This window comes from Streptomyces sp. NPDC058674 (assembly GCF_042716505.1).
In the GTDB taxonomy this organism is placed as follows: domain Bacteria; phylum Actinomycetota; class Actinomycetes; order Streptomycetales; family Streptomycetaceae; genus Streptomyces.
On sequence record NZ_JBHXSC010000036.1, the window covers coordinates 49433 to 71636 of the forward strand.

22 protein-coding genes and 4 pseudogenes are annotated in these 22204 nt (G+C 73.8%); 14 read left to right on the forward strand and 12 right to left on the reverse strand.

Annotation, left to right across the window (positions count from 1 at the left end):
- Position 1: 1 nt before the first annotated feature.
- Positions 2 to 229: pseudogene (locus ACFWU6_RS19725) on the forward strand (oleate hydratase); the annotation flags it as partial.
- A gap of 86 nt (positions 230 to 315) precedes the next feature.
- Here the strand turns inward: ACFWU6_RS19725 and ACFWU6_RS19730 are convergent.
- Together ACFWU6_RS19730 and ACFWU6_RS19735 are read right to left on the reverse strand one after the other, a co-directional pair.
- A pseudogene (locus ACFWU6_RS19730) lies at positions 316 to 957 on the reverse strand (lysophospholipid acyltransferase family protein); the annotation flags it as partial.
- Between the two features lie 306 nt (positions 958 to 1263).
- Positions 1264 to 1569: a hypothetical protein gene (locus tag ACFWU6_RS19735; RefSeq protein ID WP_383982180.1), complete on the reverse strand. Its 306-nt coding sequence runs from the start codon at positions 1567 to 1569 to the stop codon at positions 1264 to 1266.
- 313 nt (positions 1570 to 1882) lie between these two features.
- Between ACFWU6_RS19735 and ACFWU6_RS19740 the strand changes: the two are divergent.
- From ACFWU6_RS19740 to ACFWU6_RS19750, 3 genes and pseudogenes are all read left to right on the forward strand, one after another.
- Positions 1883 to 4306: pseudogene (locus tag ACFWU6_RS19740) on the forward strand (discoidin domain-containing protein); the annotation flags it as partial.
- Entirely contained in the window at positions 4295 to 4771 is a 477-nt protein-coding gene (locus ACFWU6_RS19745) for a discoidin domain-containing protein (RefSeq protein WP_383802124.1), read from the forward strand. The pseudogene ACFWU6_RS19740 and the gene ACFWU6_RS19745, both read left to right, overlap by 12 nt.
- Before the next feature lie 238 nt (positions 4772 to 5009).
- Positions 5010 to 7193, forward strand: a complete 2184-nt coding sequence (locus ACFWU6_RS19750; RefSeq protein WP_383982182.1) for a serine hydrolase — start codon at positions 5010 to 5012, stop codon at positions 7191 to 7193.
- A gap of 214 nt (positions 7194 to 7407) precedes the next feature.
- On the opposite strand, the gene ACFWU6_RS19755 is transcribed toward ACFWU6_RS19750, so the two are convergent.
- Complete coding sequence (locus ACFWU6_RS19755) at positions 7408 to 7995, reverse strand: hypothetical protein (protein ID WP_383982184.1); 588 nt, start codon at positions 7993 to 7995, stop codon at positions 7408 to 7410.
- Between the two features lie 134 nt (positions 7996 to 8129).
- Here ACFWU6_RS19755 and ACFWU6_RS19760 point away from each other — a divergent pair, with 134 nt between their 5' ends.
- From ACFWU6_RS19760 to ACFWU6_RS19775, 4 genes are all read left to right on the forward strand, one after another.
- Positions 8130 to 8807 (forward strand): response regulator transcription factor, encoded by a 678-nt coding sequence (locus ACFWU6_RS19760; RefSeq protein WP_383801971.1) that lies wholly within the window; start codon positions 8130 to 8132, stop codon positions 8805 to 8807.
- A 148-nt stretch (positions 8808 to 8955) separates the two neighbouring features.
- Complete coding sequence (locus ACFWU6_RS19765) at positions 8956 to 10323, forward strand: sensor histidine kinase (RefSeq protein WP_383982208.1); 1368 nt, start codon at positions 8956 to 8958, stop codon at positions 10321 to 10323.
- A gap of 121 nt (positions 10324 to 10444) precedes the next feature.
- Positions 10445 to 11671 (forward strand): MFS transporter, encoded by a 1227-nt coding sequence (locus ACFWU6_RS19770; protein ID WP_383982186.1) that lies wholly within the window; start codon positions 10445 to 10447, stop codon positions 11669 to 11671.
- Between the two features lie 51 nt (positions 11672 to 11722).
- Positions 11723 to 12034 (forward strand): hypothetical protein, encoded by a 312-nt coding sequence (locus ACFWU6_RS19775; protein WP_383801964.1) that lies wholly within the window; start codon positions 11723 to 11725, stop codon positions 12032 to 12034.
- Between the two features lie 245 nt (positions 12035 to 12279).
- Here ACFWU6_RS19775 and ACFWU6_RS19780 read toward each other — a convergent pair whose 3' ends face one another.
- Positions 12280 to 13263, reverse strand: a complete 984-nt coding sequence (locus ACFWU6_RS19780) for a hypothetical protein (protein ID WP_383982188.1) — start codon at positions 13261 to 13263, stop codon at positions 12280 to 12282.
- A gap of 575 nt (positions 13264 to 13838) precedes the next feature.
- On the opposite strand from ACFWU6_RS19780, the gene ACFWU6_RS19785 reads away from it, so the two are divergent.
- The gene (locus tag ACFWU6_RS19785) at positions 13839 to 14375 is read left to right on the forward strand and encodes a hypothetical protein (RefSeq protein ID WP_383982190.1); all 537 of its coding nucleotides are present in this window, start codon (positions 13839 to 13841) and stop codon (positions 14373 to 14375) included.
- 146 nt (positions 14376 to 14521) lie between these two features.
- Positions 14522 to 14950, forward strand: a complete 429-nt coding sequence (locus tag ACFWU6_RS19790; protein WP_383801955.1) for a DUF6003 family protein — start codon at positions 14522 to 14524, stop codon at positions 14948 to 14950.
- A 157-nt stretch (positions 14951 to 15107) separates the two neighbouring features.
- Here the strand turns inward: ACFWU6_RS19790 and ACFWU6_RS19795 are convergent, their stop codons facing one another.
- From ACFWU6_RS19795 to ACFWU6_RS19815, 5 genes are all read right to left on the reverse strand, one after another.
- The gene (locus tag ACFWU6_RS19795) at positions 15108 to 16373 is read right to left on the reverse strand and encodes an RICIN domain-containing protein (RefSeq protein WP_383982192.1); all 1266 of its coding nucleotides are present in this window, start codon (positions 16371 to 16373) and stop codon (positions 15108 to 15110) included.
- 186 nt (positions 16374 to 16559) lie between these two features.
- Positions 16560 to 17063 (reverse strand): hypothetical protein, encoded by a 504-nt coding sequence (locus ACFWU6_RS19800; RefSeq protein WP_383982194.1) that lies wholly within the window; start codon positions 17061 to 17063, stop codon positions 16560 to 16562.
- A gap of 248 nt (positions 17064 to 17311) precedes the next feature.
- Complete coding sequence (locus tag ACFWU6_RS19805) at positions 17312 to 17689, reverse strand: VOC family protein (protein ID WP_383982196.1); 378 nt, start codon at positions 17687 to 17689, stop codon at positions 17312 to 17314.
- 74 nt (positions 17690 to 17763) lie between these two features.
- Positions 17764 to 18138, reverse strand: a complete 375-nt coding sequence (locus tag ACFWU6_RS19810) for an ATP-binding protein (RefSeq protein ID WP_383982198.1) — start codon at positions 18136 to 18138, stop codon at positions 17764 to 17766.
- Between the two features lie 144 nt (positions 18139 to 18282).
- A complete protein-coding gene (locus ACFWU6_RS19815) occupies positions 18283 to 18636 on the reverse strand; it encodes a PRC-barrel domain-containing protein (protein WP_383813022.1) in 354 nt (117 codons plus the stop codon).
- 380 nt (positions 18637 to 19016) lie between these two features.
- On the opposite strand from ACFWU6_RS19815, the gene ACFWU6_RS19820 reads away from it, so the two are divergent.
- Positions 19017 to 19346 (forward strand): plasmid stabilization protein, encoded by a 330-nt coding sequence (locus ACFWU6_RS19820; RefSeq protein ID WP_383813024.1) that lies wholly within the window; start codon positions 19017 to 19019, stop codon positions 19344 to 19346.
- Between the two features lie 69 nt (positions 19347 to 19415).
- Here the strand turns inward: ACFWU6_RS19820 and ACFWU6_RS19825 are convergent, their stop codons facing one another.
- Positions 19416 to 19790, reverse strand: a complete 375-nt coding sequence (locus ACFWU6_RS19825) for a VOC family protein (RefSeq protein ID WP_383813026.1) — start codon at positions 19788 to 19790, stop codon at positions 19416 to 19418.
- Positions 19791 to 19909: 119 nt separating this feature from the next.
- Positions 19910 to 20254 (reverse strand): STAS domain-containing protein, encoded by a 345-nt coding sequence (locus ACFWU6_RS19830; protein WP_383813028.1) that lies wholly within the window; start codon positions 20252 to 20254, stop codon positions 19910 to 19912.
- A 124-nt stretch (positions 20255 to 20378) separates the two neighbouring features.
- On the opposite strand from ACFWU6_RS19830, the gene ACFWU6_RS19835 reads away from it, so the two are divergent.
- Positions 20379 to 20618, forward strand: a complete 240-nt coding sequence (locus tag ACFWU6_RS19835; RefSeq protein WP_383982200.1) for a hypothetical protein — start codon at positions 20379 to 20381, stop codon at positions 20616 to 20618.
- Positions 20619 to 20657: 39 nt separating this feature from the next.
- On the opposite strand, the pseudogene ACFWU6_RS19840 reads toward ACFWU6_RS19835, so the two are convergent.
- Positions 20658 to 21607 (reverse strand): annotated as a pseudogene (locus ACFWU6_RS19840) (IS481 family transposase).
- Here ACFWU6_RS19840 and ACFWU6_RS19845 point away from each other — a divergent pair.
- Both ACFWU6_RS19845 and ACFWU6_RS19850 read left to right on the forward strand, forming a co-directional pair.
- Positions 21602 to 21958, forward strand: a complete 357-nt coding sequence (locus ACFWU6_RS19845; protein WP_383982202.1) for a transposase — start codon at positions 21602 to 21604, stop codon at positions 21956 to 21958. The pseudogene ACFWU6_RS19840 and the gene ACFWU6_RS19845 sit on opposite strands and share 6 nt — an antisense overlap.
- The coding region (locus ACFWU6_RS19850; protein WP_383982204.1) for an IS3 family transposase at positions 21955 to 22204 on the forward strand (250 nt) is incomplete at its 3' end. The genes ACFWU6_RS19845 and ACFWU6_RS19850, both read left to right, overlap by 4 nt.

The window sequence follows — 22204 nt, forward strand, 5'->3', positions numbered from 1 at the left end:
GGGTGACAGACCCCGGATGGTGCCGGAGGGATCGACCAACCTCGCGTCCATCGGGCAGTACGCGGAGGTCCCCGACGACGTGGTCTTCACCGTCGAGTACTCCGTGCGCACCGCGTGGACGGCGGTCGCCTCGCTGCTCGGACTCGACCGGCAGCCGCCGCCCGTCTACAAGGGGCAGCACAACCCCACGGTGTTGGTCGAGGCACTGCAGACACCGCACCGGCGGTGATCCGGCGCGCGCACCTGCGCCGGCGCCTGGGGCCGCAGATGCGCCTGCTCCTGGGCCCGCACCTGCGCCCGCACGCGCACCGGGTGCTCGCCGAGGGCCAGCACCGCGGTCCGCCAGGCCGCGGTCACGGCCCGGCGGGCCAGGTCGGTGGCCTCCGGCACGTCGGCGGGGAGTCGCACGGGGGCGCCGATGTGGACGTGCAGGGCCGGCCGGCGCACGGGGGCGGTGACGGTACCGGCGAGCTGCTTGGCGCCGCTGCCCGAGCACAGGCGCCGGGCTCCGGCCTGGCCCACCGGCACGACGGGGGCACCGGTCGCACCGGCGAGCCGGGCCACACCGCTGCGGAACGGTCCCGGAGCGGACTCCCCCGCGTCCCTGCGGCCCGGCAGCCGCCCCTCCCCGTAGAGCAGCACGCTGCGCCCGCAGGACAGGGCGGCGGCCGCGGCCTCCAGGGACTCGGCGGCGCGGGAGGTGCCCCGGCGCACGGCGATGTGGCCCTCGCGGCGGAGTGCCGCGCCGAGCAGCGGTACGCGCCACAGCCCCGCGGTGGCCAGCACCACGGGCTCGATCCCGTACCGGCGGAGCGCGGCCACCACGACGGCGGGGTCGGCGAGCGAGGTGTGGTTGGCGACGAAGATCCCGCCCCCCGCGGGCGGCCCCGCGGGGTCGGCGGTGACCGTCAGCCGCCCGAAGACGGGGACGGCGGCGGCGGCGAATCGGCTGAGCATGGACGGCCCCGATCGGGTGGCGCTGTGCGTGCGCTGCGCTGGTCCCACCATGATCGGACGGCTCGTCGACGGGGGCATGAGTAGGCGTACTCACCCGGCGTGGGGGCCACCGCGATGCCCCCGCACGCCGTCCGGAAGCCCCGGGTGACGCGACCGCGACCATGGCGGCGGGGGCGGCCGGGGCGGCTGCCCGGGGCCGGCCGGGGGCGGGCGGGGCGCGGGGGCGCGGTCCGGGGCGGACGGGGCAGCGGGCGGGGGGGCAGGGTGGCGGGGGGCGGGGTGGCGCCCCCCGCCCGGTCAGCCCCGTCAGGACACCGGCGGCTGCTTGAGTTCGATCTCGACGAACGACAGCGGGCCGGAGCCGGAGTTGACCACCTCGTGCGCGCCTCCCGCCCGGCGGGCGTACGTCCCGCCCGCGGCCAGCCGCGACCCGGCCGCCGTACCGTCGGCTCCGATCGCGGTGATGTCACCGTCCGACACGGGCACCACCAGGTAGTCGTGGGCGTGCACGTGGTGACCCGTGCTCGTCCCCGGCTCGAAGTCCCAGCGGGTGACCCGGACCCGTTCGTCCTCGTACTGCACGGTCGCCGTGGCCGTCGTCCCGGACGTCATGGCCGCCTCCTCGTTCGTTCGCGGGCGCGCACGTGCGCCCGCCCGCTCGACGGCCCATCATGCCCCGCCGGGCGGGTCGGCCCGGGGAGCCCGCCGCGCACATCAGGGGGCCTGGCCCGGTCGGTTCGAGGGCATTGCGCAGGACGTGCCGGACGTCGAGGGCGCAGGCCCGGCATTACCGTTAATTGCAGCTCTGAGTCGCTTTCTTGCACGCATTCATAGACTTCCTGCTTTCGGAGTCGTAGCCTCCTGCGTTGAGCCGACTCCCCTGCCCGCCGATCGAGCCGCAAGGACGTGCGTGCCCGTGCCCCGAATGCCGCAAGACCGTGCTCCGAGCCCTGACCACCTGCGCCGGATCAGACAGCGGGGGGCCGCCGTCTTCACGGCCCTGGCGGGCGCCACCGCGGCGCTGACCGCCCTGACCTTCGGCAGCGCGCCCCCCGCGTACGCCGCCGGTGTTCCCGCGCCCTCGCCGATCGGCATACCGGGACGCGGGGCGGCGGTCCCGTTCACCGAGCTGGAGGCCGAGTACGCCGGTACGAACGGCATGCTCATCGGCCCCGACCGGTACTACGGGCACCTCCCCTCGGAGGCCTCCGGCCGCCAGGCCGTAACGCTGAACGCCCCCGGCCAGTACATCGAATTCACCCTCACCAAGCCCGCGAACGCGATGTCCCTGCGCTACAGCCTCCCGGACACCGCCGACGGGAAGGGCCGGGACGCCACCCTGGACGTACGGATCGCCGACCAGTCGGTCCGTACGCTGGCCGTCACCTCCAAATTCAGCTGGTACTACGGCGGTTATCCCTTCAACAACAACCCCGGGGACACCAACCCGCACCACTTCTACGACGAGTCCCGCACCCTGCTGGGCACCACCTATCCGAGCGGCACCAAGGTCCGGGTGCAGGTGACCTCGACCGCCCAGTCGCCGACCTTCACCATCGACCTCGCCGACTTCGAGCAGGTCGGCCCGGCCACCGCCAAGCCGGCCGGTGCGCTCGACGCCGTGGCGGACTTCGGCGCCGACCCCACGGGGGCGACGGACTCCACCCCGAGGATGCAGGCCGCGGTCGATGCGGGACGCACACGGGGCAGGACGGTCTTCGTCCCGCCGGGCAGCTACACGCTCTACGACCACGTCGTGGTGGACGGAGTCACCGTCCAGGGCGCCGGCCCCTGGCACACGGTCTTCGGCGGGCGGGATCCCGTGTACCGCAACCGGGCCGCCGGGTTCTACGGCAAGTACGTGCCCGGAGGCGGCTACACCGGGCCGGTGCGGCCGCACGAGGCGAACGGGCCGAGCAGAAACGTCACGCTGAAGGACTTCGCGATCATCGGCGACATCCGCGAGCGGATCGACGACGGCCAGGTCAACGCCATCGGCGGGGCGATGTCGGACTCCACCGTGGACAACCTGTGGATCCAGCACGTCAAGGTCGCCGCGTGGATGGACGGTCCGATGGACCGCTTCACCATCAAGAACAGCCGCTTCCTCGACATGACCGCCGACGGCGTGAACTTCCACACGGGTGTCACGAATTCCCGCGTGACCAACACGTTCGTGCGCAACGCCGGTGACGACGGTCTCGCGTCGTGGCCGCAGGACAAGCCGAACGTCAACATCAGCTTCGACCACAACACGGTGGTGCTGCCCATCCTGGCGAACAACATCGTCACGTACGGCGGCAAGGACTTCACCATCTCGGACAACGTCATGTCCGACACCGTCAGCAACGGCGGCGGCCTGCACATCGCCAACCGCTATCCGGGAGTCAGCTCCGGCAGGGGAACTGCGGTGGCCGGCACCATCACCGCGGCCCGCAACACCCTGATCCGGACCGGGAACAGCGACTTCAACTGGAACTTCGGCGTCGGAGCGATCTGGTTCTCCGGGCTGAACGAGCCGGTGCGGGGCGCCACGATCAACATCTCCGACACCGATGTCCTCGACTCCTCGTACGCGGCGATCCACTCGATCGAGGGCGCCGTCAGCGGGGTGAACCTCACCGACGTCACCATCGACGGAGCCGGCACGTACGCCGTCCAGGCACAGGCCGACCTCGCGGCGAGGTTCACCCGTGTGACCGCGAAGAACATCGCGCAGGCCGCGACCCCCGTGCACAACTGCATCGGGACCGGGCTGCAGATCACCGACGGCGGCGGCAACTCCGGTTGGAACACCGGCCAGACCTGCTCCGGCGTATGGCCGGCCCCGGTGTGGACGAACGGCGGCGTACCGGGCGGGGGTGGCGGCACCACACCCCCCACGACACCGCCCACCACTCCCCCGACGACCGAACCGCCCACTACCCCGCCGACCGGCAACCTGGCGCAGGGCAGGCCCGCCACCGCCTCCTCGGCGGCCCCGGCGTACAGCGCCTCGAACGCGGTCGACGGCAACGCCTCCACGTACTGGGAGAGCAACAACGGCGCCTTCCCGCAGACCCTGACCGTGGACCTCGGCCAGGCCCGGTCGGTCGGCAAGGTCACCCTGAGGCTGCCGCCCTCCCCTGATTGGGCGACCCGGACCGAGACGCTCTCGGTGCTCGGCTCCGCCGACAGCTCCGCCTGGTCGACCCTGAGGGCCTCCGCCGGGGTCACCTTCGACCCGGCGAGCGGGAACAGCGCGACGCTGACCTTCGACACCACCCCGGTGCGCTACGTCCGGGTCGCCGTCACCGGCAACACCGGGTGGCCCGCCGGGCAGCTCTCCGAGTTCGAGGTGTACGCCGCCGGCACCGGCCCGACGGCCCCGCCGACGACCGCTCCCCCCACGACTCCCCCCGCGGGCGGAAACCTCGCGCAGGGACGGCCCGTCTCGGACACCGGTCACAGCCAGGGGTACGTCGCCGGCCACGTGACCGACGGCAGCGCCGCCACGTACTGGGAGAGCTCCGACAACGCCTTCCCCCAGTCCCTGACGGTCGACCTCGGTGCGCAGCGGACGGTCGGGCGCCTGGTGCTCACGCTCCCCGCCGCCTGGGGGACCCGTACGCAGACGCTCTCGGTGCTCGGCTCGGCGGACAACTCCACCTGGTCGACGCTGAAGGCGTCCGCCGGGTACGCCTTCGTGGAGGGCGCCAACACCGTCACCGTGCCGCTGACCCCGACGGGGACGCACTACCTGCGTCTGTCCTTCACCGCCAACAGCGGCTGGCCGGCGGGACAACTGTCCGAACTGGAGGTGTACGCCCCGTAGTCGGGGACGGTCGCACGCGGGCGTGGGGCTCCTCGGACCGTGAGGTCCGGGGCGCCCCTTTCCGCTGGTCGGGCGGGGTGAAGTATGACCGAACGGTCACAGGATGCTGCAGCGGGAACGGGATCGGCGGCGGGGACATCTACGGATGCGGCGGGGCTCGGATCCGGGCCCCGCCATGTGGGCGACATCGGCGAGAACCGGCGGGACGCCGGGGTGCGAACGGCAGGGCGGGGCTGAGATGAAGGCGGTATCGGTGGCGGGCTCCTCGGACGATCCGAAGATCGGGACGACCGGGGAGCGGGCGCGCTCCGCGGCGGAGCCGGACGGCGCCGTGCGGTCCGCCGACGGAGGGCCCGGCCCGAGCCCGACGGCGGAGACGGGAACCACGGCGGAGGCCGCCGAGCCTGACGGCCCGGAGGCAGCCGAGCCCGCGGACCGGGAGCCGGAGGAGGATCGCGCGCCGAACGCCGCCGCCGAGACGGAGGCGAAGCCCGCGCCCCAGTCTGCCGGCGCCGACGAGTCCGCCGGCGTCGCCGGGACCGCCGGGACCGATAGGGAGGACGGAGCCGACGCGGCTCCCTCTCCCGCCGCCCCATCCGGCATCGGGCAGGCCGAGGACGCCGGCGGCGAAGCCGACTCCTCGACAGCCTCAGAGCCCGAGGACGCCGAGGACGAATCCCCCGAGGCCGGTACGCCACCCGCCGCGGCGGACGAGGACGACGCCACCCCGGCCCCGGCCCGTCCCCTGGTCGCGGACCGGGCCGAGCAGCCCGCGGCGGACCCCGCAACGGCCGGCCCGCCAGACGCGGACCGCACCGCGGCACCCGGCCACCCGGAGGCCCCGGAGGCCACCGAGCCCGCCCACGACGACGACAACGACCCAGCTCCCGAGGCCGGTACGCCACCCACCGCGGCGGACGAGGACGTCGCGGCCCCGGAGCCGGCTCCCGGCTCGTCCCCGCGCACCGCGCCCAGAAGGCCCTCCTGGGCGCGGGGTTCCGAGTCCGACGCCGAGCGGACGAGCCGGTTCGTCGCGCTCGAGCCGTTGGACGACCCCGCACCCGCAGCCGCGCCCACCCCGCCGACCGCGGTCGGCGACGCGCCCCGCGAAGCCGTGGCCGCTCCGCTCGACCTGCTCGCCGAGCTCACCAACACCGCTCCGCCGCCCGAGACGCCCCGACGTACCGCCCTGCGGCGCGTCAAGATCTGGACGCCGATCCTGCTCCTGCTGGCCGGCGCGGTCTGCGGCGCCCAGCTCCTGCGCCCCCTGCCCGCGCCGAAGCTCGTCGGCTCGGCCCCCCTGCACACACTCGACGGGCAGCTCACGATCCCGTGGCCCGCGAAGGGCCAGGGCGCCGTCCGCGTCTCCGGCTCCGGCGACATCGGCACCTTCGGCGAGCAGAAGCCCGTGCCGACCGCCAGCGTCGCCAAGGTGATGACGGCGTACGTCGTCCTGAAGGACCGTCCGCTGCGCAAGGCCGATTCCGGTCCCGACATCACCGTCGACGCGAAGACCGTGGCGGACGGCACCTCCACGAGCGAGTCCCGCATCGAGGGCCTCTCCGCCGGTACGAAGTTCAGCCAGCTGGACATGCTCAAGATGCTCATGATCCCCTCGGGCAACAACGTCGCCCGGCTGCTGGCCCGTTGGGACACCGGAACCGATTCCGAGGCGGCCTTCGTCGACAAGATGAACGCCGCCGCCAAGGAACTGGGGATGAACGACACCACGTACACCGACCCCAGCGGCCTGGAGGCGAGCACCGTCAGCACGGCCGCCGACCAGCTGAAGCTGGCCGAGGCCATCATGAAGGACGAGGCGTTCCGCTCCGTCGTCGCCCTGCCCGACGCTCAGATCAAGGGGCTCCCCACACCCATCTACAACAACAACGGCAGTCTGCTCACCGCCGGTCTGAGCATCCGCGGTATCAAGACCGGCTCCAGCACGGCTGCCGGCGGGGCCCTGATGTGGGCGGCGTACAAGTCGGTGGGCGACGAGACCCCCCTGATCCTCGGCACGCTGATGGACCAGCACGTGGAGAGCGGGCCGGACCCGGACGGGGCGAACAGCCTGCTCCTGGTGAAGGCGAACAGCAAGAAGATCATCGAGGCCGTCCGGGCGGCACTGGCCTCGGTCCCGGCCGTCCGCAAGGGCGACCCGGTGGGGTACGTGGACGACGGGCTCGGCGGCCGCACCCGGCTGGTCGCCGCAAGGGACCTGAACGTCATCGGCGTCCCGGGGCAGCAGCTGCGCCTGTCGCTCACGGCCGCCGCCGAGACCGTGCCACACGCGGCGAAGGCGGGGTCCGAGGTCGGGGTGCTGACGGTGGGCGACGGGGCCGGCGCCAAGAGCGTGCCGGTCGCGGTGCAGCGGGACCTCGCCGAGCCGTCGTTCGGCTCGCGGATCACCCGCCTCGGCTGAGTCGTGACCGCGGGGCGGCCCGGGCCCCACCCTGGGGCCGCCCCCGCCACCCGGCCGCCCGCTCGTGGCCGGCCTCCCTCCCCGGCGGAGCCGGGTTCCACCGGCGCTCCCGCACGGTACGGGCCCGGGCCGCGGGGCCCGTGCCCCGACACCCGGGGCGTGTCCGCGTACGGGCACCCGGCCAGGGCGCGACACCGCGGTACGGGTCACAGCACTAGCGGCCCCCGACGGTGGTGTTGCCGGTGATCGCGCCGTCCGTGCCGGAGACGGTGACCGCGTGGCGGACGCCGTCGGGTCCGAGGACCACGGCCAGCCAGGCGCTGCCCCCGCCGTCCTGGGGGACGACCCGCAGGCTTTCCACCTTGCCCCCGCTGACGGCTCCCGCGGCCTTCTCGGCCGCCGCCGCGATCGCCAGCGAGGGCAGCGGCGCCGGGGCCCCCTTCGGGACGATCCCGCGCGCGGCCCCGCCGGCGGGTCCCTCGCGGTGCGGGCCCGTCCGCTCCTTCCCGGCGAGCCGCTCGCCGGTGCGCGGCTCCCCCGGGCCCTTCAGGGCCCGGCGCTCACCGCCCTCGTGGTCGAACCGGGCGGCGCGCGGGCCGCCGAAGGCCCGGTCCCGGTCGTTGTCGGCCACAGCAACACCGACGGCGCCGGCTGCGGCGGCGACGACCACCACCGCGGCCCCGAGCGCCGCCCAGCGGGCACCCGTGCGCCGGGGCACGAAGCGGACCAGTCCCTTGCGGGCGCCGGAGACTGGTTCCGGGGCGCTCTCGGGCTGCTCGGACGGCGGGAAGGACTGAGACATACCGGCGACTCCTCATGACGACCGGGCACCGCGCCCGTTGGGTCCAGAGCTTGCGGAGCACCGCCTGAAGCTGACCTGAAGGCGCCTGAAGACCTCTTCAGCAAGTCGGCCGCCGGGCCTGAGACCCTGTCGGGATGCGCGTACTGGTGGTGGAGGACGAACGTCGACTGGCCGTTGCCCTGCAACGGGGGCTCCAGTCGGAGGGCTTCTCGGTGGACGTGGCCTTCGACGGGCCGCAGGGACTGTGGATGGCGGGCGAGCACGACTACGACCTGATCGTGCTCGACATCATGCTGCCCGGCCTGAACGGCTACCGGGTCTGCGCGCGGCTCCGGGCCGCGGGCAACGAGGCCGGAATCCTGATGCTCACCGCCAAGGACGGCGAGTACGACGAGGCGGAGGCCCTGGACACGGGCGCCGACGACTTCCTGTCCAAGCCGTTCTCGTACGTGGTGCTGGTCGCCCGGCTCCGTGCCCTGGGCCGGCGCGCGGGAGGGCGGCGCCCGCACGTGATGCAGTGCGGCGATCTGCTCGTGGACCCGGCCCGCCGCCTCTGCTCCCGGGGCGGTACGGACGTCCGGCTGACGGCCCGGGAGTTCGCGGTGCTGGAGTACCTCGCCCGCCGCCCCGGCGAGGTGGTTCCCAAGAGGGAGATCCTGGAACGGGTCTGGGACAGCGCCTTCGACGGCGATCCCAACGTTGTCGAGGTCCACGTCAGCGCGGTGCGCCGCAAGATAGACGCCCCGTTCGGGCGCAACGCCCTGGAGACCGTACGCGGTGCGGGATACCGGTTGGCGGCCGACGGTGGCTGAACCGGCCGCCCCCGGCGCCCGCGTCCCGGCGCCCGGTCCCGGCCCGGTCCCGGCCCCCGGACCTGTCCCGGCCCCCGGACCCGTCCCCGTCCCGGCCCGGGCCCCCGCGCTGCGCCGTCTCCTGCGATGGCCGCCGCTGCGGCGCTTCCTGCCGACCACGGTCCGGGCCCGGGCCACCGTCGGCGCCTCCGCCGTCGTGGCGGCGGCCCTCGCGGTGGCCTCGTTCGCCCTGGTCGGGCTCCTCGAAGCCAATCTGGTCCGCAACGCCGAGGGGGACGCCCGGCGGCAGGCCGTGACGGTCGCCCGGCTCGCGGCCGCCGGAAACCTCACCCGGGTGCGGCCGGCGGTCCGCGGCGTCGACTTCGTCCAGGTGGTGTCCGCCGAGGGCCGCGTCCTGTTCGCCAGCCCCAACCTGGCCGACGCACCCGCCCTCCTCCCGGCTCCGCCACCCCGGCCCGGCATCCGTCTGCACACCTGGAAGGTCCGGCCGGTCGACGGCGAGCACCGCCTGCGGGTCGTCCAGGTCGTCACCGACACCCCGGACGGCATCGTCACCGTCTACGCGGGTGCCTCCCTGCGCGGTGCGGACGCCGCCGACGACACCACCACCGCGGCGCTCGCGATCGGCATGCCGCTCCTCCTCGCCACCGTGGCCCTCGTCACCTGGCGCGTCACCGGCCGGGCGCTGCGCCCCGTCGAGGAGATCCGCGCCGAGGTCGCTGGGATCTCCGACCGGGACCTGCACCGCCGGGTCCCCGTGCCGCACACCCGCGACGAGGTGGCCAGCCTGGCCGAGACGATGAACGCCACCCTGGACCGCCTGGAGGCCTCCGGGATCCGCCAGCGGCAGTTCATCGCCGACGCCTCGCACGAACTCCGCAGCCCCATCACCGTGCTGCGCACGCAACTGGAGGTGGCTCTGGCCGTCCGGGACCCGGATCTGTGGCCCGAGCTGATCGGCGGTGCGCTGGAGGACATCGAACGGCTCCAGCAGCTCGCCGCCGATCTGCTGCTGCTCGCCCGGATCGACGCCGCCCAGCCCGTCCCGGCCGTCCCGCTGGACCTCGGCGCCCTGGTCCGGGACACGGTCGCGGTCCGGGTCGGCGACCGGGTTCCCGTCGGCGCCGAACTCGCTGCCGGGGTCCTGGTGACCGGCAACGCCCTGTGGCTGGCCCGGATCGTCACCAACCTCCTCGACAACGCGCAGCGGTTCGCCGCCACGCAGGTCGCCGTCGTGCTGCGGACCGCCGGCCGGCCCCACGCGCCGACCGCCGTGCTGTACGTGATCGACGACGGCCCCGGCATCCCGCCGGACGAGCGGGAGCGCGTCTTCGAGCGGTTCACCCGGCTCGACGACGCCCGCAGCCGCGATCACGGCGGAACGGGCCTGGGGCTGGCCATCGCCCGCGACCTGGCCGCCCATCACGGGGGCTGGGTGAGCGCGGAACCCGCGTCCCGCGGCGCCCGCATGGTCGTCCGGATTCCGCTGGCCCCCGCCGCCGGAGCAGGCCGGTAGCCGGACCGGACGTGGTTGTCAGTGGCAGCCGCTAGGTTTCCGACCGGCGGACCGGTCCGCCGCTTCGATGGCGACGGCACACGGCAGGTCGTCCGGCGGGGAGTGCGAGGGTGTCCGGGGCATGGTGGCAAGGCGTTCGCTGGGGCGACCGTTCGGGTGGCTCTGGGCCTCCTACGGGGTCAGCGTCTTCGGTACGTGGCTGGCGTTCGACGCGTTCGCGCTGATCGCGATCCTCGTCCTGCACGCCGGGGCGGCCGAGGTGTCGGCGCTGGCCGCCGCCGGTGCGGCGGTCGGTGCGGTGGTGGCGGTGCCGCTCGGCCCGTGGGTCGAATTCCGCCGCAAGCGGCCCGTGATGGTCGCGATGGACCTGGTCCGGTTCGCGGCGCTGATGAGCGTCCCGGCCGCCTTCGCGCTGGGCGTGCTCGGCTTCCCCCAGCTCCTGCTGGTGTCGGTGGTCGTCGGCGCGGCCGACATCGCGTTCACCGCGGCGGGGGGCGCGTGCCTGAAGGCGCTCGTGCGGCCGGAGGACCTGCTGGTCGCCAACGGGCGGTTCGAGTCGACCACCTGGACCGCCACCATGCTCGGGCCGCCTCTCGGCGGAGCCGCCATCGGCCTGCTGGGACCGGTGATGGGCGTGGCGGCGAACGCCGTCAGCCACCTCCTCTCGGCAGCGGGCGTCCTCGCGATCGGCGGAGGCGAGCCGCGCCCCGCTCGGGCCGGAGCGCCGCGGCCGCGCGCCCGGGACCTCGCCGACGGGTGGCGGTACATCCTGGGGCACCCGGTGCTGCGCCCGCTGTTCCTGCACACGGTCCTGGTCAACGGCCTCATCATGGCGACCTCCCCGCTCCTGGCCGTCCTCATGCTCGGCGACCTCGGATTCGCGCCCTGGCAGTACGGCCTCGCCTTCGCGCTGCCCTGCATCGGCGGCCTCGTCGGTTCCCGGGCGGCCGGCCCGCTCGTCGCGCGGTACGGGCAGCACAGGGTCCTGGTCACCGCCGGGACCCTGCGGGTGTGCTGGTCGCTCGGGCTGGCCTTCGTGGGACCGGGCGCCGCCGGCTTGGCGCTGGTGATGGTCCTGGAGTTCGCGCTGATCACCTGCATGGGCGTGTACACCCCGCTCCTGGCGACCTGCCGGCTCACCGAGAGCGCGCCGGACCGCGTCGTGCGCATCCTGTCGGCGTGGTCGGTGACGAGCAGGCTCACCATCGCGGCCCTGACCGCCCTGTGCGGCCTGCTGGCCGCGGTGACCGGTCCCCGCGCCGCGACCGCGATCGCCGGGGTCCTGCTTCTGGGCACCCCGCTCCTGCTGCCCCGGACCGCTCCCGCGCCGCTACGGACAGGGGGCTGACGTACGGCGCCGACGCGTTTGGCCGACCGGGCACGCGACCATGATCGGGGTATGACCGAGGCGAGCGGGTACAGGGCGGGCGCCGGAACGGAGCGCGGCACGTCCGGCGGGGTGCGGGTCGCACCGGGGACGAGGCCCGAAGGGCCGGATTCCGCGGCCCGGTTCGGCCGTGTCCGGGCCCCGGCCGCCCCTGCGGGCCCGTCCGCGGCGGTACGGGTGCTGGTCGAGGCGATCGTACGGGCGGTCGGGGCGGGGGACGACGCCCTCACCGGTCGTCTGCTGGCCGGCTTGGCCGACATCGCCGACCACGAGGCCCTGTTGCACCTGCGCACCCGGCTGTACGCGACGAACCGGCCGACCTGACGGCTGGCCCTCACGCCCCGCGGGGGCGCGTGGGGGCGGAGCGGTGGTGCTCCGAACACGGCGCGCGGCGGGTGACGGTCCGGCTCACCGGCGGAGCGGGAGCGTTCGCCGACATCCCGTACGGGGGCGGACGCGGATGCGCGCAGTGGCCGTGCGGCCCGAGCCGCCGGCGGGCCCGGCCGTCCGCCGGCTCACCGAGGAGGATTGCCCGTACCCGGCCTGGTACGCCGGTGAGGAGGCCGGGGCTACCGCGCCGGGCCGGTCTGCGGGATCCGACCCGGGGGGCGGTTCCCGCGCGGGGGAAAGGCGAGGCCCGTGGGGGTGTTGAGGCCGGTGGAGTTCACGGTGGTCTGCGCCCCGTCGGCGGGGCGGACGCGCAGGACGCGGTTGTTGAAGCCGTCGGCCACGTAGAGGTTGCCCCGGTGGTCGAGGGCGAGGCCGAGCGGGTTGCTCAGCCCGGTGGTGGGAACGGTGGTCTGCGCACCCGTGCCGGCGGCGATCTTCACCACGCGGTCGTTGCCGCTGTCGGAGACGTAGAGGTCTCCGGTGGCGCTCAGGGCCAGTCCGGTGGGCTGCGAGAGGCCGGTGGTGGGGACGGTGGACTGCCCGCTCCCGTCGCCGGGTACCTTCACGACGCGGTCGTTGACGAAGTCGGAGATGTACAGGTCCCCGTCGGACTCCAGCGCCAGGCCCCAGGGGTGCAATAGCCCGGTGGTGGGGACGGTGGTCTGGCCGCCGCCGTCGGGGCGCACCTTCACGACGCGGTCGTTGAAGCTGTCGGCGATGTAGAGGCTGCCGGCGGCGTCGACGGCGAGGCCCAGGGGGCGCGAGAGGCCGTCGGTGGGGACAGTGGACTGCCCGCTGCCCGCCGGGGGCAGCCGCACCACGCGGTTGTTGCCGGTGTCGGAGGCGTAGAGGCTGCCCGCCCGGTCCCACGCCAGGCCCGTCGGCCGTACCAGACCGTCGAGGGAGACGGTGGTCTGGTCGCTGCCGTCGGTGTCCAGGGCCACCACGCGGTCGTTGCCGTAGTCGGACACGTACAGCGGCGGGCCGGTGTCCGGGCGTACCTCGTGGAGCGGGGCGGCGCCCACCGGTCGCGCGGGCAGCGCGCACAGGAGCAGCAGCCCCGTCAGGGCGGCGAGGCGCCGGGGCAGCCGCCGCCTGGTCCGGTCGGCCGGTGCCGGTGCCGGTGCTTCGTGTGCCTGGGATTCGGCCGTGATGCGTTCCACGATTCACCCGCCTGTTCCGGTACGGCCGGCGGTACCGCACACCGGCCTGGTCCCGCCGACCCTAGGCAGTGGGTGCGGACCGGACGGGAGCCACGCCCTCCGCGGCGGAGCGGGCCACTCCAATGCGCCGCCCGCGCGAGGCCCCGCCCGGCGGCGGTTCGGGGGGCGCACCGCCGCGCTGCCCGGCCCCGCGCAGCCCGGTCCCGCTCGGTCGCCGCCCCGAGGGCATCGGAGCGGGCGCCCGTTCGCCCCCTCCACGCCGCCCGCTCGGTCTCCGCGCAGGGGTGTCCCGGCCACGCCGTCGGGGACCCGAGTACGTCATCGCTGTGGGCGGCCGGCGGCTGATCGCGTTCGGGAACGCCGTGCACCGCCGATGCGGGTTGACGCCCCGACGGGCCGGCGGGCCGCGACCGGGTGGCCCGGACCCGGCGGCCACCGGCGCCGCCTCGCCGCCGCGCCACTGGGTCGGCGGAGCCCGGCAGGGTCAGTCACGGTCGGGCCCACCCCTTAGCCTGTGACCTGCCGCCGGGGCACGACGCCCCGACGGGCAGGTCACAGGGGTGCGGGGGACGGGCATGAGCATGAGCAGGGGCGGGGCCGTGTGGGTGGCAGCCGCAGGGGTCGTGGCGCTCGCGGGCGCCCTCGGCGCCGGCGGGGCCGTCCTGGCGTCGGCCGAGGAGGACGGCGGGGACGAGTGGGTCCGGGAGCCGGCGGGCGCGCAGGCCCCGGCCCGCGCCGGAAAGGACCCCTCGCACGGCACGGTCGCGGCGGAGCTCGCCGCCGCCGCGGCCGCCGCCGGGCTGACCCCCGGCGCCGCCTCCCCCGTCGAGGAGGGGGTGCTCGCCGGCTGCATCGCGGACTGGACGGGCGACGGTCCCGCGGACGGCGCCCGACTGGCGGCCCTCGAAACCGCCTTGGAGGAACGCGGCTGGCGGGTCACGGCACGGCTCGGCGAACCCGCTCCGGCGGTGGCGCTGACCAGCGGCTCCTGGCGCCTGCGGTTCACCAACGGCGGCCTCGTCGACACCCTCTCGCTGGTGGCGACCCGCTCCGGCCGGACCTGCGACGAGGCCTTCCGTCGCGCCGAAGCGACCAGGGGGCCCCGCGGCTAGTGCTGGGGGTACCGCGGCCGATGTCCGGCGGCGTGCGGATGGCTGACGCTGCGTCCGTCCGGGTGTCCGGCCGGCTTGCTTTCGGAAAGATCGGGTATGAGCCCGGCGATCAGCTGTAGCCACGGTGTGCCAGGAGAGTGACCCCGATGACCGATGACGCTTACCTTTTCCTCGCCCATGGCGTGTCCGGCTGGCAGGGAACTCCATTGGCCCTCGTAGGAGAGCTGGAGTGCCTGGAGACGCCGGCCGTGCAGGCCTGGTTCTCCGCCCAGGGCGTGACGTCCGCGTCCCCGAGCGTGCGCGTGGTGCCCCCGGAGCAGACCGGTTTGATTCCGGACGACGCCGAGCGGCTCCCGGTCCCGCTGTCCACGGAGGAGCTGGAGGGCGTCCGCCGGGCCGCGGCCACGGACTCCGTGGCGAGCGTCGAGGAGGACCTCCTCGCCTTCCGTGACAGCGAGGAGAATCGCGACGCCCTGCTGCGCCGGGCCGTCGCCGCCGGTGTCCCGGCGCACCGGATCGTCGAGCTCTCCGGCGTCGAGCCCACCGCCTTGTCCTCCGCCTCGCAGCGTCCCTGAGGTACGTCCGGGTCTTCGGGGTCGGCGGACCCCGCGTCCGGCCGGTTCCGGTCGGCCCGCCGGCTCCGCCGCCCGCCCCGCGCACGGCGGAGCGGGCGGCCCGACGGTACGGGAGCCGCGCCGGACCCCGGGTCGGCCCGCCGGGGTACGGGCCGGGTCAGCCCGCGGGGGCCGTCCACTTCTGCTGGGCGGCCCCGGTGCAGGTCCACAACTGCAGCCGCGTTCCGTTGGCGGAGTTCCCGCCGGCCACGTCGAGGCACTTGTTCGCCTGCGGGTTCACGATGTCGCGGGCCCCGGAGACCACCCAGCGCTGGGCGCCGGTCCCGTTGCAGTCGTAGAGCTGGACCGGGGACCCGTCGGCGGTGCCGCCGCTCGCGACGTCGAGGCACTTGCCGAGCGCCCGCACGGTCCCGTCGGAGCCGAGGGTCCACCGCTGGGCGCCGGTGCCGTTGCAGTCGTACAGCTGGACCGGGGTGCCGTTGGCAGGATTGGCTCCGGCCACGTCGACGCACTTGCCGGCGAGCCCGCTGATCTGGCCGGTCCGGTTGCCGGCGCCGCCGTCGTACGAGGTGACGCGGACGTGGTCGACCACCAGCTGCTGGGGGAAGGCCGTGCTGCCGTCGGGGTCGCCCGGCCAGTAGCCGCCGACCGCGAGGTTGAGGATCAGGAAGAACGGCTTGTTGAAGGCCCAGCTGCGCCCGCCCAGGTCGGCGGGGGTCCGCCGCTGGTAGACGACGCCGTCGACGGACCAGGTGACGGAGTCGGGGGCCCAGTCGACGGCGAACGTGTGGAAGGCGTCGGCGAAGGCCTGGCCGCCCGGGAGGGAGTACGCCGCCCCGATGCCGCCGGCACCGGAGTAGCCGGGCCCGTGGAGGGTGCCGTGCACGGTCGACGGTTCGAATCCGACGTTCTCCATCACGTCGATCTCGCCGGAGTTCGGCCAGCCGACCTGGCCGATGTCGTTGCCGAGCATCCAGAAGGCGGGCCACATGCCCTGGCCCCGCGGCACCTTGAGCCGCGCCTCCACGTGACCGTACGTCTGCGTGAAGCGGCCCGCGGTGTTGAGTCGGGCGGACGTGTACTCGCAGCGGCCGTACCAGCACGTGTAGTTGGCCGGGTTCTCCCGGCGGGCGGTGATGACCAGGTGGCCCTGACCGTCGAGGGCGGCGTTGCGGTTGCCCGCCGTGTAGTACTGGCGCTCGTGGTTGTTGACGTTGTCACCGGTCTCGATCTGCCATTTGCCGGCGTCGACGGCAGCTCCCGCCGGTCCGTCGAAGTCGTCGGAGAAGGTCACGGCCGCGGCGGCCGCGGCCGGTGCGGCGGGGGCGGGATCGGTGGCGCCGGTGGCGGGCGCGGCCAGACCGCCCCAGCAGACGAGGGCGAGGGCGCATAAGAGTACGCGCCGGTGCCAGGTGGGGTGCACGGTCATCATCACATCGCTTCGGGTGTGGGGGGACAGGCATGGGGGTCATCGGGGCGACACATCAGTGACGTGCGGGGACATGCGGGGACATGCCCATGACAATCCGCCGCCAGGGAGTGAACGCGGAGGCATTCAGTCCGGGCCCCTTTGTTCACTACTTGATTCAAGGCGCACGGTAGGGCCGCGTCAAGATGTCGGCACGGCCCAGTGCGCATCACCGACCCATGGGTCCGCGGCAGCACAGGGCGCGCCGCGCCCGAGGGGGCCCGGCGACGGCATCGGCGCCACGCGGGCCGTCGGGGAGGCGCCTCGCGGGGGGCAGCCCTGCTGGGAGGCGGAGGTCACGTGGTCGATCACCGTGCGGAACTCCTCGGTCGGCGAGAAGTCCACGTACTCCACGTCCTCGACCGCTTCCGGGGCATGGCCGGGCGCCCAGTAGAAGGCCTCTCCCGCGGTGTAGTCCCGCGTGCCCTCCTTGGTGTGCATCCTGAGCGTGCCCTTCAGCAGGTAACCCCAGTGCGGGCACGGGCACAGGTCGTCCGGCAGCCCTTTGAGCGCCGGAGCCATCTCCATCCCCTGAGACAGGCGCATGAAGGCGACGGAGAACCCGCCGCCGATCTCCTGCAGACGCAACTCCACGCCGTCGCCGGCGATGGCCACGGGGGCCTGGTCACGCGTGGTCGCCGTCATGATTCCTCCACGACTGTGGTTTCCCACCGTCCCGAGAATCCCCGAGCTGTCCCCCGTCCCGCCCTCCCAGTCTCCTCCCGGCCCACCCGGCCCGCGCGGGGTGCGAGCGGTGGCGGCCGACAGCGGCCCGAGGGGCCGCCGGCACGGGAGACGCGGCCGTGCCCGGACCGGCCGAACGCCGCCGGCTTGCGGCGATCATCGACGGCCGCATCCATGACCGCGTCCATGAGGGCCCCGTCAGGCGCGAGTCACTCCCGAACGAGACAGAACGGGTGGCCCGCCGGGTCGGCGTAGACCCGCCAACCGCGCGCCTGCTCCCCCGCGTCGAGCAGCGAGGCACCCAGTCCGAGGGCCCCTTCCTGGGCCTGATCGAGGTCTGCCACCCCAAGGTCGAGGTGGAACTGCTGGGGCCGAGCGGGGTCCGGCCACTGCGGCGGTCGATGGTCTGCCGCACGTTGGAAGGCGAGCACCAGCCCGGTGTCGGTGTGGAGGGTCGCCCAGTCGTCGTCGAGCGTCCACCGCGGGTCCGGACGGTTCACCTCACCGCCGAGAAGCGATCGGTAGAACCGGGCGAGCGGGAGCACATCAGCACAGTCCAGCACCACACACTGCAGCTTGGCGATCATGCGGAGCAGCGTAGACCAGGCGGCGACGCGACACCGCCGGAGTGATGGGGTCCGGCCCGGCCACAGAGGGCTGCTCAGGTGGCGGCGGCAGGCGCCGGGAGGGGGAGGAACGCCGCGATGGTCTTGCCGTCGGGCCGGGAGTGGACCTCCGTGCGCTCCGCGAGGCGGTTGACCAGCATCCAGCCGAAGCCGCCCGGCGCGTGCGCCGGGGCGTCGGGCGAGCGGGGGCGCCGGGGGGACCCGTCGGCGACCTCGACGACGATGGCGCCCGCATCGCGCCGCACCCGGAAGCCCGTGACACCGCCGGCATGACGGACCGCGTTGGAGACCAGCTCCGAGACGACCAGCAGCACGTCGTCCAACAGGGCCTCGGCCCGTTCGTACACCAGGACGTGCCGGGCGATCCGCCGGGCGTCCTCACTCCTCAAAGCAGCCTTGGACCGGAACATCCCTGGCTCACCGCCTTTCTCTCCACCCGATGCCCTTCCGCGCGCACACCCGCCGATCATCCGGCCCGGGGCATGACATGACTGCGGGCAGGGGCGGCAGCAGTGGCTGCCGCCCCCGCCCGGGGCCCCGCGGGTGCGCGCCGGTCAGACGCGGTGCGGACCGTCGTAGTAGCCGCCGACCTGGCGGTGGTAGTCCTCGTTGCCGAGGTGCTTTTCCTTGTCGAATTCCGGAGCGTTCTTGATCTGCTCCTTCGTCCGGTCGACGTAGACCTTCTCGTCGTCCGCGTCGATCCGGCTGATCGTGCCGGCGGGCAGCAGGACTTCCTTGCCGAAGATCCACGGACCGGTGTCGACCACGATGTACGCGGAACCGACCTCGTCGGAATGCTTGTCGACCTTGCCGATGGAGCCGTCCGTCGCCTCGACCTTGTAGCCCGTCAGATCCGCGCCGGCCAGACGGCCGGACGTCTCACGGTAGCCCCACACGTTCTCAGTCATACGAAGTCCCCTCCATAACAGGTGAATTCGATGGCCGCTCTCCGCCGGAATCACCCGGCGGCGCCGCCTCGTTGAAAAGCGCCTGCCCCGTCAGAATTGCCTCACACGCCGGGACTTCATTTTTCTCGGAGGGTGGAGGGAGGGCGGATTGGACAATGGAAATTCCCCGGTTGCCCCCGCTCCGCGCACTCATGCAACCGAATGTGTTTTCGACGGGCTTCGGGTGGGCGGGGCGCCTCCGGCGCCGATTGCCCGAGGGCCGCCCGACCGGCCCGGCCGCCGCCTTCGACTACCCGTCCGGCCCGCGTGAGATGCGGACCCACCCGGGTGCGCGCAGCATGATCGTGAATCCAGCCCCACCGGCGAAAGCAGGTCACGTCATGCCCCGAGGATCCAGCCCCAAGCGCGAGCGCCAGTACGAGCACGTCAAAGAGTCCGGCGAGAAGCGCGGCATGTCCGAGAGCCGCGCCAAGGAGATGGCGTCCCGCACGGTGAACAAGGAGCGGGCCCAGGCCGGAGAGAGCAAGACCTCCAGCCGGGAGTCCACTCAGGGCACGTCCGCCTCGCAACGCGGCGGCGAGAGGTCCCGGCAGGGCGGCGGCTCCTCCGAACGGACCAAGGAAGAGCTCTACCAGGAGGCGAGGAAGCGGGGTATCGACGGGCGCTCCACGATGAACAAGCAGCAGCTCAAGAGCGCCCTTGACCACTGACTCCGCGACGGCCGCCCCTGCTCGTGCGGCGGCCGCACCACGGTTCGGTGCGGCCGTCGTACGAGGCGGTCAGCCGCCCGGGAGGAAGAGGCAGAACGGATGGCCGTGCGGGTCTCGGAGGACGCGCACGCCCTCCTGTGGCTGGTGTTCCTCCAGCGTCGCCCCCAGGGCGCGGGCGCGCTCGGTCTCCGCGGCCAAGTCGTCGACCTGGATGTCCAGGTGCGCCTGCATCTGCTGGGCGCCGGGGCGCTGCGGCCACACCGGGGGCGTATGGTCGCGCTCCAGTTGGAAGCTGAGGCCGGGGCGTTCCCGTTCCGGGGCGCGGAGGCGGACCCACTGCGGGTCGCGTTCGACCTCTTCCCAGCCCAGCAGGGCCCTGTAGAAGTCGGCCAAGGCGGGTGGATCGGGAGTACCGAGCACGAAGGCGCCGATCATCGTCGTCATGCGTCACCCCTGCCCGCGGCCCGGACTCCCACGCGTGCGGGCGTCGCCGCCGCCGGCCCCGGGACGGGCGCCCGCCTGCCGCCGCCCCGTGCGGACGGGGCCGCCACGGGGCGCTGCCGTCAGGGAGCGTCGGGGTCGACGACGAACGTCGTACCGACGCCCGTGACGTCCAGGAGTCGGGCCATCTGGGCGTTCGGTGCGGCCAGGCGGATGCCGCGGCCCGATTCCTCGGCGACGAGCCGCGCGCGGATGAGCACGTTCAGTCCGGAGGAGTCGCAGAACTCCACCCCGCTGAGGTCGACCACCACCTCGGTGGGCCCTCCGGCGTGGGCCAAGGCCGACAGGAGCGCGGTGCGCAGGGCCGGCGCCTGGTCCACGTCCAGCTCTCCGCTCGGCCGGACCACGATGGCCTCCGCACCTATCTCGATCTCCGGTTCCGCCCCTGCGGCCGCGTGCGCACCCATGCCGGGTCTCCTTCTCCGTGTTCTACGTCGACTCTTTCCGGTGACCGTACTTGAGCGCCCTCACCGTCGGCCAGGTCAGGAGGGTGACCCGACCTCGCGTTCGAACACGTGTTTTAATAAGTGCATGGAACCGTTCCGCTTCCCCGACGACCTGCTGGCGCTCCAGGCCGGGTGGCTGCGCACCTACGAGGCACTCGCCCAGGCGCCCGCCGGAGCGGGCACGACCTCGCTCCGCCGGCGCCTGATCCTGCTGTCCGGACTGCTCCACACCCACCCCTATTGGGCGGCGCCGGGCCGCTCCCGGGCGGCCGCGCCGGAGCTGCGCCGCCAGGCCCGGGCCCGCGGGTGGACGACCGCGGCATAGACGGCCCGGCGGCCCGGCGGCGAGTCCGGAAGAGACCGGCTAGGTGTACTGACCCGCAGCGTTGTTGACTCGGCTGATGGCGGGTGTCCGCCCAGTGCGGTGTGGCAGCGGTGGTGGTTGTAGGTGTGCGAGAAGTCTGCCAGGGCCGCTGTCCGCTCGTCGTTGGAGGTGTAGGGCCGCAGATAGGCCCATTCGTCGAGCAAGGTGCGGTTGAAGCGTTCGACTTTGCCGTTGGTTTGGGGCCGGTAGGCGCGGGTGAGCTTGCCGGTGGCGCCGAGGTCCGCGAGAACGCTCTTCCAGGCCAAGCCCTTGCGGTAGGCCCACGCGTTGTCGGTCAGGACCCGTTCGATACGGCTGATGCCGTGGTGGTGGAAGAATGCGGCCGCGCGGGCAAGGAAGTCTGCGCAGGTCGCGACCTTCTCGTCGGCGTGAACCTCGCTGTAGGCGAGGCGGGAGTGGTCGTCGACCGCGGAGTGGATGTAGTCGAAACCCATGCCACGGATCGGCCGGCCCGCGCCACGGCCCAGGACGCGGTGTCCGCCGCCGTCCGGGATCCTGCCGAGCTTCTTCACGTCGACGTGAATGAGTTCACCGGGACGGTCGCGTTCGTAGCGGCGGATCACGGAGCCGGTCGGACGGTCGAGCCAGGCGAGCCGGCTGAGACCGTGGCGGGTCAGGATCCGGTGGACGGTCGAGGCGGGCAAGCCCAGGACCGGGCCGATCCGGGCGGGGCCGAGTTTGCGGGTCCGCCGCAGGTCACACACCCGGGCCTCGATATCGGCTGGAGTCCGGTGCGGGGTCGTGCGCGGTCGGCTGGACCGGTCGTGCAACCCGGCCGGGCCCTCGGCCCGCCACCGCCGCATCCACTTGTGGGCCGTGGCCCGCGATATGCCCATCTCGGCGGCGACATGGGCGACCGGACGGCCGGAGACGACACGTTCGACGAGCAGGTGAGATGACCCCTTTGGTGTGGACACTCGACAATGGATCTTGAGGGTCCGAGGAAAGGTGTCCTGGTGGGACGTAGGTCTCCGTATCCGGAGGAGTTCAGGAACGACGCTGTGGCGCTGTATCGAGCCGCGGCCGGCAGGCGTACCTACTCGGCGGTGGCGGCGGATGTCGGGGTGACCGGCGAGACGCTGCGGAGCTGGGTCCGGCAGGCCGACGAGCAGGCCGGCCGGGCGAGTAGCGGCGAGGCCGCGTCGGAGAGCCGGGACGAGGAGATCGTCCGGCTGCGGGCCGAGCTGGGCCGGCTGCGCAAGGCGGAGAAGAAGTGGGAGCTCGAGCGGGAGATCCTGCGGCGGGCGGCCCAGTATTTCGCGAAGGAGATGAGGGCATGACCGGCCGCTGGGACTTCATCTCCGCCTACCGCGCCGAGTTCGGCGTGCAGCGGATATGCCGGGTCCTGGGCGTCTCGCGCTCGGGCTACTACCGGTGGCTCGGCGGGGCAGGAGCCCGCCAGGTTCGCCGGGCGGCCGACGATGCCTTGGTTGCGGAGATCCGTGAGATCCACGCCGGTCACCGCGGGACGTACGGAGTGCGCCGAGTCCACGCTGAACTGCGGGCCTTCGGTCACACCGTGAACC

Coding starts and splice junctions, on each gene's coding strand:
- ACFWU6_RS19735 (WP_383982180.1), bottom strand. CDS start 1,569: ATGACGTCCGGGACGACGGCCACGGCGACCGTGCAGTACGAGGACGAA.
- ACFWU6_RS19750 (WP_383982182.1), top strand. CDS start 5,010: ATGAAGGCGGTATCGGTGGCGGGCTCCTCGGACGATCCGAAGATCGGG.
- ACFWU6_RS19755 (WP_383982184.1), bottom strand. CDS start 7,995: ATGTCTCAGTCCTTCCCGCCGTCCGAGCAGCCCGAGAGCGCCCCGGAA.
- ACFWU6_RS19760 (WP_383801971.1), top strand. CDS start 8,130: ATGCGCGTACTGGTGGTGGAGGACGAACGTCGACTGGCCGTTGCCCTG.
- ACFWU6_RS19770 (WP_383982186.1), top strand. CDS start 10,445: ATGGTGGCAAGGCGTTCGCTGGGGCGACCGTTCGGGTGGCTCTGGGCC.
- ACFWU6_RS19775 (WP_383801964.1), top strand. CDS start 11,723: ATGACCGAGGCGAGCGGGTACAGGGCGGGCGCCGGAACGGAGCGCGGC.
- ACFWU6_RS19785 (WP_383982190.1), top strand. CDS start 13,839: ATGAGCATGAGCAGGGGCGGGGCCGTGTGGGTGGCAGCCGCAGGGGTC.
- ACFWU6_RS19790 (WP_383801955.1), top strand. CDS start 14,522: ATGACCGATGACGCTTACCTTTTCCTCGCCCATGGCGTGTCCGGCTGG.
- ACFWU6_RS19800 (WP_383982194.1), bottom strand. CDS start 17,063: ATGACGGCGACCACGCGTGACCAGGCCCCCGTGGCCATCGCCGGCGAC.
- ACFWU6_RS19805 (WP_383982196.1), bottom strand. CDS start 17,689: ATGATCGCCAAGCTGCAGTGTGTGGTGCTGGACTGTGCTGATGTGCTC.
- ACFWU6_RS19810 (WP_383982198.1), bottom strand. CDS start 18,138: ATGTTCCGGTCCAAGGCTGCTTTGAGGAGTGAGGACGCCCGGCGGATC.
- ACFWU6_RS19815 (WP_383813022.1), bottom strand. CDS start 18,636: ATGACTGAGAACGTGTGGGGCTACCGTGAGACGTCCGGCCGTCTGGCC.
- ACFWU6_RS19820 (WP_383813024.1), top strand. CDS start 19,017: ATGCCCCGAGGATCCAGCCCCAAGCGCGAGCGCCAGTACGAGCACGTC.
- ACFWU6_RS19825 (WP_383813026.1), bottom strand. CDS start 19,790: ATGACGACGATGATCGGCGCCTTCGTGCTCGGTACTCCCGATCCACCC.
- ACFWU6_RS19830 (WP_383813028.1), bottom strand. CDS start 20,254: ATGGGTGCGCACGCGGCCGCAGGGGCGGAACCGGAGATCGAGATAGGT.
- ACFWU6_RS19835 (WP_383982200.1), top strand. CDS start 20,379: ATGGAACCGTTCCGCTTCCCCGACGACCTGCTGGCGCTCCAGGCCGGG.
- ACFWU6_RS19845 (WP_383982202.1), top strand. CDS start 21,602: ATGGATCTTGAGGGTCCGAGGAAAGGTGTCCTGGTGGGACGTAGGTCT.